Consider the following 16,439-nt stretch of genomic DNA (forward strand, 5'->3'; position numbering starts at 1 on the left):
CAGCTTTTCAACACCACCGAATCAATGAAGGAATGCAGCGCCGATCCACCTCTGGAACGACTCGGCGCCGCAAGCTGAAGCCAAACCAGGAGATTCACCCCCATGAGCACTGTCGTAGCCGTAGTGAAAAGCGTCATCGGCCAGGTCGTTGCACTCTCCGCCGAGGGTGTGCAGCGTCAGCTCTTCGAGGGGGATCGGATCTTCCAGGGTGACGAGATCGTCACCGGCGCGGCCAGCATGGTCACCATCGAGCTGCCCGATGGCCGCCTGATCGACCTGGGCCGCGACACCCGCTGGGCCAGCAATGAATTCGCCCCCCAGGCCGCCGATGACGGCGCCGCCCAGACCGCGCCCAGCGCCGAAGAGCTGCAACAGGCCATCGCCGCTGGCGTCGACCCGACCCAGACCTTCGAAGCCACCGCTGCCGGCGCCACCAGCGCTGGCGGCTCCACCAGCGGCGGTGAAGCCGGCGGTGGCCGCAGTTTCGTCCTGCTGGACCCTACCGGCGGCGTCGTTGAAGCGCAGATCGGTTTCGCCACCCAGGGCCTGGCCAACGGCGTCTCCGGCACCACCGAGACCCAGGGCGCCCTGCCCAACATCGCCCCGCAGTTCACCGGCGCCGATGGTGGCGCCATCACCACCTTCAGCCTGAGCACGCCGGAAGACACCCCGATCAGCGGCACCTTCACCGCCCGCGATGCCAACGGCGACCTGATCACCTTCAGCGTCACCCAGGGCCCGGCCAACGGCACCCTGGTGTTCAACCCCAACGGCACCTGGACCTACACCCCGGCCCAGGACTACAACGGCGCCGACAGCTTCGTCGTGACCGCCACCGACGGCCGCGGCGCCTCCACCCCGCTGACCGTCAACCTGGGCATCACCCCGGTCAACGACGCACCGGTGGCCAGCGGCACCTACACCGCCGACGTCAACGACACCGCCGGCCTCGACACCTTCGCCGACATCAAGGGCCAGCTGACCGCCACCGACGTGGACGACACCCAGCTGACCTGGAGCGGCAGCGGCAAGGGCGCCTACGGCGAACTGACCGTCAATGCCGACGGCACCTACACCTACGTCGTGGACGCCAAGGCCGTGAACGGCCTGCAGGACGGCGAGAAAGCCAGCGACAGCTTCGTCGTCACCGTGCGCGACCCGTCCGGCGCCAGCGACACCCGCGTCATCACCATCAACTTCAATGGCGCCAACGACGCGCCGATCGCCACCGCCAGCAGCGCCGACGTCACCGAAGACCAGACCGTGAGCGGCACCCTGCAGGCCAGCGACGCCGACAAGGGCGCAGTGCTCAGCTACAGCCTCACCGACAAGGCCCCCGCCGGCTTCAGCCTCAACCCGCAGACCGGTGCCTGGACCCTGGACGCTGGCAACGCCGCCTACCAGTCCCTCGCCGAAGGCCAGAAGCTGACCCTCACCGTGCCCTATGAAGTGACCGACCAGTTCGGCGCCAAGAGCACCAGCACCCTGACCATCACCGTCACCGGCGTGAACGACGCCGCCGTGCTCGGCAGCGCCGACGTGCAGCTGGATGAGACCGACAGCGCCCTCACCACCGGCGGCACCCTCAGCATCACCGACATCGACAGCCCGGCCACCTTCGTCGCCCAGACCGGCACCGCCGGCAACTACGGCACCTTCAGCATCGATGCCGCCGGCAACTGGACCTACGTCGCCAATGCCGCCTACAACGAGCTGAACGTCGGCCAGAAGCTGGTGGACACCTTCCAGGTCACCAGCGCCGACGGCACCAAGACCAGCGTCACCGTCACCATCAACGGCACCAACGACGCCGCCGTGCTGAGCAGCGCCGACGTGCAGCTGGACGAAACCGACAGCGCCCTCACCGCCGGCGGCACCCTGACCATCACCGATGTCGACAGCCCGGCCACCTTCGTTGCCCAGACCGGCACCGCCGGCACCTACGGCACCTTCAGCATCGACGCCGCCGGCAACTGGAGCTACGTCGCCAACTCCGCCTACAACGAGCTGAACGTCGGCCAGAAACTGGTGGACACCTTCCAGGTCACCAGCGCCGACGGCACCAAGACCAGCGTCACCGTCACCATCAACGGCACCAACGATGCCCCGGTGGCCGTGGACGAAACCGTCACCCTGGACGAGGACAGCGTCGCCACCGGCAACGTGCTGACCAACGACAGCGACGTCGACAGCACCAGCCTGAGCGTCACCGGCTTCAGCATCGCCGGGCAGAACTACCAGGCCGGCGACACCGCCTACCTGTCGGTGGGCAAACTGACCCTGCTGGCCAACGGCGAGTTCTCCTTCACCCCCAACGCCGACTACAGCGGCGTGGTACCGGCCGTCACCTACACCCTCAGCGACGGCTCCCTGAGCACCACCGGCACGCTGCAACTGGTGATCAACCCGATCAACGACGCCCCGGTCAACAGCGTCCCCGGCTCCCAGGCCCTCGACGAAGACGGCAGCCAGACCTTCAGCACCGCCAACGGCAACGCCATCAGCGTCACCGACGTGGACGGCGACACCCTCACCACCACCCTCAGCGTCGGCCACGGCACCCTGACCCTGGGCAACCTCGGCAACGGCGTGACCTTCAGCGGCAACGGCACCGGCACCCTGGTGCTCTCCGGCAGCGCCCAGGCCATCAACGCCGCCCTGCAGGGCCTTAAGTACGTCCCGTCCGCCGACTACAACGGCCAGGACACCCTCAACGTCCGCACCAGCGATGGCCAGCTCACCGACAACGACAGCATCGGCCTGACCATCAACCCGGTGAACGATGCCCCCGTGGCCGGCGCCACCGACGCCGCCACCGAAGAAGACGCCGCCCCCATCAGCGGCCAGCTGGATGGCAGCGACGTCGACGGCGACACACTGACCTACACCCTCAGTGGCCCCGCCCCGGACGGCTTCCAGCTCAACCCCAACGGCACCTGGACCCTCGACCCCAGCGCCGCCGGCTACCAGAGCCTGGCCAAGGGCCAGGTCCTGACCCTGACCATTCCCTACAGCGTCAGCGACGGCAGCCTGAGTGCGAAGAGCACCCTGACCATCACCGTCACCGGCACCAACGATGCGCCGAAGATCGATGCCGCCACCGCCGCAGCCAATGAAGGCGATGGCGTCATCACCGGCCAGATGGTCGCCACCGACGTCGACACCGGCGCCCAACTGACCTTCACCACCCCCGCCACCGTCGACGGCCTGACCCTCAACAGCAACGGCAGCTGGAGCTTCGACAGCAGCCACAGCGCCTACGACAGCCTCAAGGCCGGCGAGCAGCTGGTGATCAAGGTGCCGGTCACCGTCACCGACGAATTCGGTGCCAGCAACACCGCCAACCTGGAAATCACCGTCACCGGTACCAACGACGCCCCGGTGGCCAGCGCCGTGTCCGCCAGCGGCAGCGAAGACCAGCCCGCGCGCATCCAGGTCGACCTGGCCGGCAGCGACGTCGATGGCACCGTCACCGGCTTCGTCATCACCGGCCTGCCCCAGCACGGCCAGCTCTACGCCTCGGCCAATGGCGGCACCCCGCTGAAAGCCGGCGACAGCGTCACCGGCCCGGTCTACTTCGTCCCGGACAGCGACTGGAATGGCACCACCACCTTCCAGTACCAGGCCGTGGACAACAACGGCGCCACCTCCACCAACGCCACCGCCACCATCAACGTCTCCCCGGTGAACGATGCGCCCGTGGCCAGCCCCACCAGCGCCAGCGCCACCGAGGACGGCCCCACCGTGGGCGGCCAGCTCGCCGCCACCGACGTCGACGGCGACAAACTGACCTTCAGCCTCAAGGGCAACGCCCCGGCCGGCTTCAGCCTCAACCCCGACGGCACCTGGACCCTGGACCCGAGCAACGCGGCCTATCAGTCCCTGGGCGCTGGCGAGAAGCTGGTCATCCAGGTTCCGTTCACCGCCACCGACGGCCAGCTCAGCAGCGACAGCGTGCTGACCCTGACCATCACCGGCGTCAACGATGTCCCGGTGGTCACCGGTGCCATCAGCGTCGGCACCGACGAAGACGCCGCCGGCCAGGTCATCGACCTGCTGGCCAAGGCCAGTGACACCGATGCCAACGACGTGCTCAACGTCGTCAACCTGCGCGAAACCAGCGGCAACGATGCCTCCGGCGTGACCGTCAGCGGCAACACCCTGGTGCTCGACCCCAGCGCCTACAACTACCTGGCCAAGGGCGAGAAGGTCACCCTCACCTACGAGTACCAGGTCAGCGACGGCCATGGCGGCCTGGTCACCACCCAGGCCACCGTGGTGATCGACGGCGTCAACGATGCCCCCGTGGTCAGCGCGGCCATCGCCACCACCACGAACGAAGACGCCGGCGCCCAGCAGGTCGACCTGCTGCAGAACGCCAGCGACGCGGACCGCAGCGACGTGCTCTCGGTGGCCAACGTCAAGCTGGTCGGCAGCGGCGACACTGCCGGCGTGACCGTCTCGGGCAACACCCTGCAGGTCAACCCCAACGCCTACAACTACCTGGCCGCCGGCGAGAAGCTGGTGCTCACCTACAGCTACGACGTGGTCGACGGCAACGGCGGCGTCACCCCCACCACCGCCACCCTGACCATCGAAGGCCGCAACGACGCGCCGGTGCTGGAAACCACCGTGCAGACCGGCAGCGTCACCGAACGCGCCGACGGCGTGCCCGGCGAGAACGCCGGCAACCTCAGCGCCACCGGCGACATCGGCTTCGAAGACGCCGACCTCAACGACAGCCACAGCGTCAGCACCCAGCTGGTCAGCGCCACCGACGGCAATGGCCAGGCCGTGGCCGCCCTGGGCAGCCTCGCCGCCACCCTCAGCGATTCCGCCACCGGCGACGGCCAGGGCTCCGTGCACTGGACCTACAGCGTGCCGGCCGGCTCCCTGGACTACCTGGCCGCCGGCGAGACCCTGACCCTGGTCTACCGCGTGACCGTCACCGACGGCAGCAACGCCAGCGCCAGCCGCGACGTCACCATCACCGTCACCGGCAGCAACGACGCCCCGGTGGTCAGCGGCGTCATCACCTCGGTGACCAACGAAGACGCCCAGCCCTACAGCATCAACCTGCTGCAGAACGCCAGCGACGTCGACGCCAAGGACGTGCTCAGCGTCATCAACCTGAAGCAGATCGGCACCGGCAACGCCGCCGGCGTGACCTTCGACGCCGCCAGCAACAGCCTCAAGGTGGACCCGTCCGCCTACAACTACCTGGCCAAGGGCCAGAACCTGGTCCTGAACTACGAATACGAGGTCAGCGACGGCCACGGCGGCCTGATCAAGACCAGCGCCAGCGTCACCATCGAAGGCCGCAACGATGCCCCCGTGGTGGACAACAACGCCATCACCGTGGCCGAGGAAAGCGTCGGCACCCCGCTGGGCCTCAAGGCGCCCACCGATGTGGACGGCGATGCGCTCACCATCACCGTCACCGGCCTGCCCGTGGTCGGCCGCGTGACCCTGGCCGACGGCACCACCGTCAGCAATGGCCAGACCCTCACCAGCGCCCAGCTGCAGGGCCTGAAGTACAACGCCCCCGCCGACTACAAGGCCGGCGACCCGGTGGGCAACTTCACCTACAGCGTCAACGACGGCACCACCACTGTGGTCGGCAGCGTGGCGGTCAGCGTCACCCCGGTGAACGACCTGCCGGTGGTGGACAGCAAACCCCTCACCGTGGCCGAGGAAAGCGTCGGCACCCCGCTGGGCCTCAAGGCGCCCACCGATGCCGACGGCGACGTGCTCACCATCAAGGTCACCGGCCTGCCGGTGGTCGGCCAGGTCACCCTCGCCGACGGTTCCCTGGTCAGCAACGGCCAGACCCTCACCAGCGCCCAGCTGCAAGGCCTGAAGTACAACGCCCCCGCCGACTACAAGGCCGGCGACCCGGTGGGCAGCTTCACCTACAGCGTCAATGACGGCACCGCCACCGTGAACGGCAGCGTCGCCATCAGCGTCACCCCGGTGAACGACCTGCCGGTGGTGGACAGCAAGCCCCTCACCGTGGCTGAGGAAAGCGTCGGCACCCCGCTGGGCCTCAAGGCGCCCACCGATGCCGATGGCGACGTGCTCACCATCAAGGTCACCGGCCTGCCGGTGGTCGGCCAGATCACCCTGGCCGACGGTTCCCTGGTCAGCAACGGCCAGACCCTCACCAGCGCCCAGCTGCAGGGCCTGAAGTACAACGCCCCTGCCGACTACAAGGCCGGCGACCCGGTGGGCAACTTCACCTACAGCGTCAATGACGGCACCGCCACCGTGAACGGCAGCGTGACCATCAGCGTCACCCCGGTGAACGATGCGCCCGACGCCCGTGACGACGCCCCGACCCTCAGCGGCCTGAAGGGCAGCTACTACGCCTACCGCGAAGGCGCCGACGGCCCGAACCTGAGCAACCTGGCGATGGTCAAGGACTTCATCGCCAAGCACGCCGCCGACGCCACCTTCACTGCCACCTCGCTGAACTACGGCAACGGCGTGAGCAGCGACCTGGGCGGCAACGGCAACCTGCAGAAGTTCCTCGGCAGCGACGCCGCCAGCCTGAACACCGACCCGGCCAACACCTCCGACGCCATCGTCGAGCTGAGCGGCTCGGTCAACCTGGCCGCTGGCAACTACCAGCTGCGCGTCACCGCCGACGACGGCTTCAGCATCGTCATCGACGGCAAGGTGGTGGCCGAGTACAACGCCAACCAGGGCCCGACCGCCCGTGAATTCGCCACCTTCAACGTGCCCACCAGTGGCGCCCACCAGATCCAGATCATCTATTGGGACCAGGGCGGCCAGGCCCAGCTCAAGGTGGAGATGCGCCCCGAAGGCGGCAGCTACACCGTGCTCGGCGGCAACAGCCTGAGCCACGGCCTCGACGGCCTGGTGACCGCTGAAGACACCCCGCTGACCATCGAGCCCGCCACCCTGCTGGGCAACGACACCGACGTGGACGGCGACAGCCTGACCATCATCAGCGTGCAGAACGCGGTCAACGGCACCGTGGCCCTGGTCAACGGCAAGGTGGTGTTCACCCCGGCGGCCAACTTCAACGGCACCGGCTCCTTCACCTACACCGTCAGCGACGGCAAGGGCGGCACCGACACCGCCACCGTCAAGGTGGGCGTCACCGCGGTCAACGACCTGCCGGTGGTGGACAGCCACGGCCTCACCGTCAACGAGGAAAGCGTCGGCACCCCGCTGGGCATCAAGGCGCCCACCGACGTGGACGGCGACGTGCTCACCATCAAGGTCACCGGCCTGCCGGTGGTCGGCCAGGTCACCCTCGCCGACGGCACCCTGGTCAGCAATGGCCAGACCCTCACCAGCGCCCAGCTGCAGGGCCTGAAGTACAACGCCCCCGCCGACTACAAGGCCGGCGATGCCGTGGGCAGCTTCACCTACAGCGTCAACGACGGCACCGCCACCGTGAACGGCACCATCAACCTGGCGGTCAACCCGATCAACGACCTGCCGGTGGTCAACAACGCCAACGTCAGCGTGGACGAGGACAGCACCCTCATCAGCCAGCTGAACGCCACCGATGCCGATGGCGACAGCCTGACCTACACCCTGAAGACCGGGACCAACAACGGCACCCTGGTGTTCGACACCGCCACCGGTCAGTACACCTACAAGCCCAACGCCAACTACAACGGCCCGGACTCCTTCACCGTCACCGTCAACGATGGCAAGGGCGGCGTGGTCGACGCCGTGGTGCGGATCACCGTCAACCCGGTGAACGACCTCCCGACTTCCAAGCCGCTGGACCTGACCACCGTCGAAGACAATGCCGCCACCGGCAAGATCGATGCCCGCGACGTAGACGGTGACACCCTCACCTACAGCATTGCCAACGGCAACGGCCCGCAGCACGGCACCGTCACGCTCAACCCTGACGGCACCTTCTCCTACATGCCGGCCAAGGACTACAACGGCACCGACGCCTTCACCGTCACCATCAGCGACGGCCACGGCGGCGTGACCACCAGCCTGGTCAGCATCAATGTCCTGCCGTTCAACGACGCGCCGGAAACCACCGACCAGACCAAGGAAACCGACGAAGACAAGAGCGTCAGCGGCCAGATCGTCGCCACCGACGTGGACGGCGACAAGCTCAGCTACGTGATCCAGTCCGGCGTGGCTCACGGCTCGATCCTGCTCAACACCGTGACCGGTGAGTACACCTACACCCCGAACAAGGACTTCAACGGCACCGACACCTTCACCATCCGGGTCTACGATCCGAAGGGCGGCTATGCCGACTCCGTGGTGACGGTCAAGGTCAACCCGGTCAACGATGCACCGACCTCCGGCCCGCTGTTCCTGACCACCGTCGAGGACAACGCCGCCAACGGCACGATCAATGCCCGCGACGTGGACGGTGACACCCTCACCTACAGCATCGCCAACGGCAACGGCCCGCAGCACGGCACCGTCACGCTCAACCCCGACGGCACCTTCTCCTACATGCCGGCCAAGGACTACAACGGCACCGACGCCTTCACCGTCACCATCAGCGATGGCAAGGGCGGCGTAACCACCAGCCTGGTCAGCATCAACGTCCTGCCGTTCAACGACGCGCCGGAAACCACCGACCAGACCAAAGAAACTGACGAGGACAAGAGCGTCAGCGGCCAGATCGTCGCCACCGACGTGGACGGCGACAAGCTGAGCTACGTGATCCAGTCCGGCGTGGCCCACGGCTCGATCCTGCTCAACACCGCCACCGGCGAGTACACCTACACCCCGAACAAGGACTACAACGGCACCGATTCCTTCACCATCCGGGTCTACGATCCGAAGGGCGGCTATGCCGACTCCGTGGTGACGGTCAAGGTCAACCCGGTCAACGACGCACCGACCTCCGGCCCGCAGTTCCTGACCACCGATGAAGACACCCCGATCGACGGCCGCGTGATCGCCCGTGACGTAGACGGCGACACCCTCACCTACAGCATCGCCAACGGCAACGGCCCGCAGCACGGCACCGTGGTGATGAACGCCGACGGCACCTACACCTACCAGCCGGCCAAGGACTTCAACGGCACCGACACGTTCACCGTGACCATCAGCGACGGCCACGGCGGCACCACCACCAGCCTGGTCAGCGTCATCGTCAACCCGGTCAACGATGCCCCGAACGCCCCGAACAGCACCGCCAGCGTGGACGAGGACGGCACCCTGACCAGCCGCATCCCCGCCACCGACGCGGAGGGCGACACCCTCACCTACACCCTGAAGACCGGCACCACCAACGGCACCCTGGTGCTCAACCCCAACACCGGCGAGTACACCTACAAGCCCAACGGCGACTACAACGGGCCGGACAGCTTCGTGGTCACCGTCAGCGACGGCAAGGGCGGTGTCACCGACACCGTGGTCAACATCACCGTCAAGCCGACCAACGATGCCCCGACCGCCTCCCCGTCCAGCATCAGCACCGACGAGGACACCCCGGTGGACGGCCGTGTGACCGCCCGCGACATCGACGGCGACACCCTCACCTACACCATCGCCAACGGCAACGGCCCGCAGCACGGCACCGTGGTGATGAACGCCGACGGCACCTACACCTACCAGCCGGCCAAGGACTTCAACGGCAGCGACGCCTTCACCGTCACCATCAGCGACGGCAACGGCGGCACCACCACCAGCGTGGTCAGCGTCACCGTCAAGCCGGTCAACGATGCCCCGGTGGCGCCCAACAGCACCGCCAGCGTGGATGAAGACGGCACCCTGACCAGCCGCATCCCCGCCACCGACGTGGACGGCGACCGCCTCACCTACACCGTGAAGACCGGCACCACCAACGGCACCCTGACCCTCGACCCGAACACCGGCGAGTACACCTACAAGCCCAACGGCGACTACAACGGCCCGGATCGCTTCGTGGTCACCGTCAGCGACGGCAAGGGCGGCGTGGTCGACACCGTGGTCGACATCACCGTCAAGCCGGTGAACGATGCGCCCACCGCCGTCAACGACACCGCCACCACCCAGGAAGACACCCCCGTCACCATCGACGTGCTGGCCAACGACCGCGACGTGGACGGCGACAGCCTGACCCTGACCGGCGCCAGCGCGCAGCACGGCAGCGTCAGCATCGTCGACGGCAAGCTGGCCTACACCCCCACTGGCAACTACAGCGGTGCGGACACCATCACCTACACCGTTACCGACGGTAAGGGCGGCAACAGCACCGCCACCGTCCAGGTGGGCATCCAGCCGGTGGCCGACGCCCCGAACCTGGGCGCCCAGGCGCCGAGCGGCACCCCCGCCGCCACCGGCCTGCTGCAACAGAGCTGGAACAACCTGGCCCTGGGCAGCGGCGGCAACGGCGCCAACCCGGCCACCCTGAAGAGCACCATCGACGCCGCCGGCACCCCCACCAGCAGCGGCAAGCTGGCCGATGCCCACATCGACAGCGTCAACGCCGGCGTGGCTAACAAGCTCTCCGGCCTGATCTACCTGGAAGCAGGCCAGACCTACACCTTCAGCGGCACCGGCGACGACAGCGTGATGGTCGTGGTCGGCGGCACCACCGTGGGCAGCGCCACCTGGGGCGGCAACGGCGGCCAGTTCAGCGGCAGCTACACCGCCCAGCAGAGCGGCTACTACACCCTGGACATCTACCAGCACAACCAGAGCGGCCCGGGCACCCTGGACGTCAACGTCAAGGTCGGCAACGGCCCGGTGCAGGACCTGTCCAGCGCCAACGTGCAGCTCTACACCAAGGCCAGCGACCTGGCCGGCAACGGCCTGCACCTGTCCGACCTGCATGGCAGCGACGGCAAGGGCTACTACCAGCTCTACAACGTCAACGAGGGTGACGAGGACAGCAGCATCCCGCTGTCGCGCCTGACCGCCTCGCTGAACGACACCGACGGTTCGGAAAGCCTCTCCGTGGGCATCTCGCAGATCCCCGCAGGCGCCACCCTGACCGACGGCGTGCACAGCTTCACCGCCACCAGCGGCAGCACCACCGCCGACATCAGCGGCTGGAACCTGGGCAATCTGAGCATCACCCCGCCGGCCAACTACAACGGCACCTTCGACCTGAAGGTCACCGCCACCGCCACCGAAGGCGCCAACGGCGACAAGGCCTCCACCTCGCTGACCCTGCCGGTCACCGTGCACCCGGTGAACGACGCCCCCGCCGGCGCCGACAACACCGTGCAGACCGACGAAGGCACCCCGCGCAGCTTCAGCGCTGCCGAGTTCGGCTTCAGCGACGTGGACGCCGGCGACAGCCTCAAGGCCATCCGCATCAACAGCCTGCCGGGCAACGGCAGCCTGAGCCTGAACGGCACCGCCGTCACCGTGGGCATGCTGGTCACCGCGGCGCAGATCGCCTCGCTGGTCTACACCCCCACCGCCAGCGGCAGCAGCAGTGGCTCCTTCAGCTTCTCCGTGCAGGACCAGAGCGGCCTGTTCTCCAGCCAGCCCAACACCATGACCATCCAGGTGGCCAACCTGGATGACGCACCCGGCCTGGTCGACAGCAGCGTCACCTTCGCCGAGAACACCGCCGCCGGCACCACCATCGCCGACCTGAGCGACCGCTTCACCGGCACCGATCAGGACCGCGACGGCGAGCCGCTGTTCTACAGCATCACCGGCGGCAACGACGCCGGCCTGTTCAGCATCAACGCCAGCACCGGGGTCATCACCCTGGCCAACGGCAAGACGCTGGACTACGAGACCGCCACCCAGCACCAGCTGCAGGTCAGCGCCACCGACGGCAAGACCGCTGCCACCGCTACCGTCACCGTGAACGTCACCAACGTGAACGACAACGGCGTGGTCATCAGCGACAGCGACACCGCTGCCAACCAGGTCAACGAAAACGCCGCCAACGGCACCGTGGTCGGCGTGACCGCCAAGGGCGTGGACGGCGACGTGGGCGCCACCATCACCCAGTACGAGCTGACCGACAACGCGGGTGGTCGCTTCGCCATCAACGCCACCACCGGCGTGGTCACCGTGGCAGACGGCACCAAGCTGGACTTCGAAACCGCCACCAGCCACACCATCGTGGTCAAGGCCACCAGCTCTGACGGCAGCACCAACACCCAGTCGTTCACCATCCAGGTGGGCAACGTCAACGACAACGGCGTGGTCATCACCGACAACGACGCCGCCACCAACCTGGTCAACGAGAACGCCGCCAACGGCACCGTGGTCGGCGTGACCGCCAAGGGCGTGGACGGCGACGTGGGCGCCACCATCACCAAGTACGAGCTGACCGACAACGCGGGTGGTCGCTTCGCCATCAACGCCACCACCGGCGTGGTCACCGTGGCAGACGGCACCAAGCTGGACTTCGAGAGCGCCACCAGCCACACCATCGTGGTCAAGGCCACCAGCTCCGACGGCAGCACCAACACCCAGTCGTTCACCATCCAGGTGGGCAACGTCAACGACAACGGCGTGGTGATCACCGACAGCAACACCGCCACCAACCAGGTCAACGAGAACGCCGCCAACGGCACCGTGGTGGGCATCACGGCCAAGGGCGTGGACGGCGACGTCGGCGCCACCATCACCAAATACGAGCTGGTGGACAACGCCGGCGGCCGCTTCGCCATCAACGCCACCACCGGCGTGGTCACCGTCGCCGACGGCACCAAGCTGGACTTCGAAACCGCCACCAGCCACACCATCGTGGTCAAGGCCACCAGCTCTGACGGCAGCACCAACACCCAGTCGTTCACCATCCAGGTGGGCAACGTCAACGACAACGGCGTGGTCATCACCGACAGCGACGCCGCCACCAACCTGGTCAACGAGAACGCCGCCAACGGCACCGTGGTCGGCGTGACCGCCAAGGGCGTGGACGGCGACGTCGGCGCCACCATCACCCAGTACGAACTGGTGGACAACGCCGGCGGCCGCTTCGCCATCAACGCCACCACCGGCGTGGTCACCGTCGCCGACGGCACCAAGCTGGACTACGAGAGCGCCACCAGCCACACCATCGTGGTCAAGGCCACCAGCTCCGACGGCAGCACCAACACCCAGTCGTTCACCATCCAGGTAGGCAACGTCAACGACAACGGCGTGGTCATCAGCGACAGCGACACCGCCAGCAACTTCGTCAACGAGAACGCGGCCACGGGCACCGTGGTCGGTGTGACTGCCAAGGGCGTGGATGGCGACGTCGGCGCCACCATCACCCAGTACGAGCTGACCGATAACGCGGGTGGCCGCTTTGCCATCAACGCCACCACCGGCGTCGTGACCGTGGCCGACGGCACCAAGCTGGACTTCGAGAGCGCCACCAGTCACACCATCGTGGTCAAGGCCACCAGCTCCGACGGCAGCACCAACACCCAGTCGTTCACCATCCAGGTGGGCAACGTCAACGACAACGGCGTCGTGATCACCGACAGCAACACCGCCACCAACCAGGTCAACGAGAACGCTGCCAACGGCACCGTGGTGGGCATCACGGCCAAGGGCGTGGACGGCGACGTCGGCGCCACCATCACCAAATACGAGCTGGTGGACAACGCCGGCGGCCGCTTCGCCATCAACGCCACCACCGGCGTGGTCACCGTCGCCGACGGCACCAAGCTGGACTACGAGAGCGCCACCAGCCACACCATCGTGGTCAAGGCCACCAGCTCCGACGGCAGCACCGCCAACCAGTCGTTCACCATCCAGGTGAACAACGTCAACGAGGCCCCGGTGGTGGTCGCGGGCGCCAACGTCACCGGCGTCGAAGACACCAACTACACCTTCGCCTGGAGCGACTTCAAGGTCAGCGACGTCGACGCCAACAGCACCCTGTCGATCAAGATCGAGAGCCTGCCGATCGAAGGCAAACTGCAGATGCAGGTGAACGGCACTTGGACCGACGTCACCGCCAACAGCACCATCACCAAGTCGGCGATCGATGCCGGCGGCCTGCGCTTCGTGCCGGACAGCAACGAGTCCGGCCACGACAGCTTCGGCGGCAGCGGCGTCGGGCTGAACCAGGCCACCTACGCCACCTTCAAGTACAGCGGCAGCGACGGCGCCCTGAGCACCGCCAGCAGCACCATGAGCATCGACATCACCCCGGTGGCCGACGTGCCGACCCTGACCGTGAAGTCCGCCGCGGCCAGCACGCTGTTCACCACCACCTGGGAATCGGCGCCCAACAGCGACAACACCTCCCAGGACGTGGCCGGGCCGACCTTCGAGAACTGGTCCCTGGTCACCACCGGTGACGTGCGCAACGGCGGCAACAACGTCTTCGAAATCTGGGCCAACGGCGACAGCATGCAGAACCAGGCCGGCGGCTACGTCACCGTCAGGCTGCCGGGCACCAACAACGGAGACGCGCTGGAGCTCAACGACGCGGGCGGCAGCATGTCCCAGACCCTGGGCGTCACCCGCAACGTCGCCACCGAGGTCGGCAAGGTCTACGAGCTGAACCTGGACTACGCCGGTCGCTCGGGCTTCGACGCCAGCTTCACCAAGATCGCGGTCTACCTCGGCACCACCCTGGTGGGCGAGTACAGCTCCACCAGCAGCCAGTCCAGCCTGAACTGGGAGAACATCCACTTCAGCTTCACCGGCACCGGCAAGACCGAGGCGCTGACCATCAAGCTGGCCGGCACCTCCACCGACTCCAGCGGCCGTGGTGCACTGATCGACAACATCACCCTCACCTCGTCCCAGGGCGTGGTGGCCGGTGACGGCGGCGTCAGCGGCAAGACCAGCATCGCCCTGGCCAACTACATCAGCGGCGCGCTGACCGACACCGACGGTTCCGAGAGCCTGCGCTACGACCTCTCCAACCTGCCCAGCGGGGCCAGCGTGGTGGTCGGCAACACCACCCTCACCGCGAACGCCGGCGTGGTGTCCCTGACCGCAGCCCAACTGGCCACCGCCAAGCTGCTGGTCAGCGGCTCGGTACGCGGCGAGATCGGCCTGGACATCAAGGCCGTGTCGGTAGAGCCCAACGGCACCACCGCCAGCTCCGCCAGCCAGCACCTGACGCTGAAGATCGTCGACGGTGGCGTCGGCCATGAAAGCTTCACCACCAACACCATCAACGTCGCGGACACCAGCACCTCGCTGTCCAGCGGCCTGACCGGTGAATACTGGGGCTATGCCGAAAGCGGCACCGCGCGGCCGAACCTCACCAGCCTCAAGCTGGTGGAGGACTACGTCGAGTCTCGCACTGGCAACAGCACCAGCCTGATCGGTTCCAACGACAACGCGGCCGCCACCTCGGTCAACGCCACCTTCGTCGCCAACGTCATCGACTACGGCCTGAAGAACGGCACCACCGTGTTCAGCGACGACCTGGGCGACAACCGCACGGTGTCCAACGGCACCACCATCGGCAACGTCAGCAACACCATCCAGAACAACCTGTACGACTTCCTCACGGCGGCCAGTACCGGCAACGTCTCCAACCTCAAGGCCGGCGGCGCAGGCCTGGGCGACACCTCGGACGCGATCATCCGTGCCCACGGTTTCCTCGACCTGGCCCAGGGCGGCACCTACGACATCCGCGTCACCGCGGACGACGGTTACCGCCTGCTGATCGGTGGCCAGGTGGTAGCCGAAGCCGACTACATCCAGAGCACCACCACCAAGGTGTTCAGCGGTGTCGGCCTCAGTGGCGACCTGCAGGCCCTGGAACTCCTGTACTGGGATCAAGGCGGCGCAGCGAGCCTGAAAGTTGAGTTCAAGCTCAGCGGCAGTGCCGACTCCACCTACAAGGTGCTGGGTGCCAGCGGCAGCGGGCTGGAGATCTTCCAGGCCCCGGGCGCCGGGCAGGAACTGGTGCAGACCGACACCGGCTGGGCGCTGCACACCATCGGCACCACCAACGGCACCGAGGCCAGCGACCTGATCAACGGCAGCAAGTACTCCGACATCCTCAACGGCGGCAACGGCCACGACGTGCTCTACGGCAACGCTGGCAACGACCTGCTCAATGGCGGTGACGGCAACGACCTGCTGATCGGCGGCGTGGGCAACGACACCCTCACCGGCGGTGCCGGCGCCGACATCTTCGTCTGGAAGGCCGGCGACCTCGGCAATGACGTGATCAAGGACTTCAACGCCGGCGAAGGCGACCGCATCGACCTCAGCGACCTGCTGCCCGATGCCGCCAACGCCAACAACATCCTTGACTACCTCAAGGTCGACACCGCCACCAGCACCCTGCAGGTGAGCACCAGCGGCAACGTCGCCAACGGCGCCGATGTGACCATCAAGCTCGAAGGCGTGGACCTGACCCAGTACGGGTCGACCTCCTCGCAGATCGTCAGCTCGCTGGTGGCCGGCTCCGACCCGCTGGTGAAGACCGAGCACAGCTGATGAAGCCCCTTCCCACCGCGCCAGGGCGCGGTGGGAAGGCTGCCCTGCCCGGCCATTCTTGCCTGCTTGCCAGGCCACGCGTATAGATGTGCGTCCGGCGAATCATGTCCAACCAG

The 16,439-nt window shown here is 67.2% G+C and carries 1 protein-coding gene; it reads left to right on the plus strand.

Annotation, left to right across the window (positions count from 1 at the left end):
- The first annotated feature begins 102 nt into the window (after positions 1-102).
- A complete protein-coding gene (locus RTK35_RS03420) occupies positions 103-16,323 on the plus strand; it encodes a retention module-containing protein (protein ID WP_316907378.1) in 16,221 nt (5,406 codons plus the stop codon).
- Positions 16,324-16,439: the final 116 nt, after the last annotated feature.

The sequence above is a fragment of the Pseudomonas sp. zfem003 genome (assembly GCF_032621675.1).
Lineage (GTDB): Bacteria > Pseudomonadota > Gammaproteobacteria > Pseudomonadales > Pseudomonadaceae > Metapseudomonas > Metapseudomonas otitidis.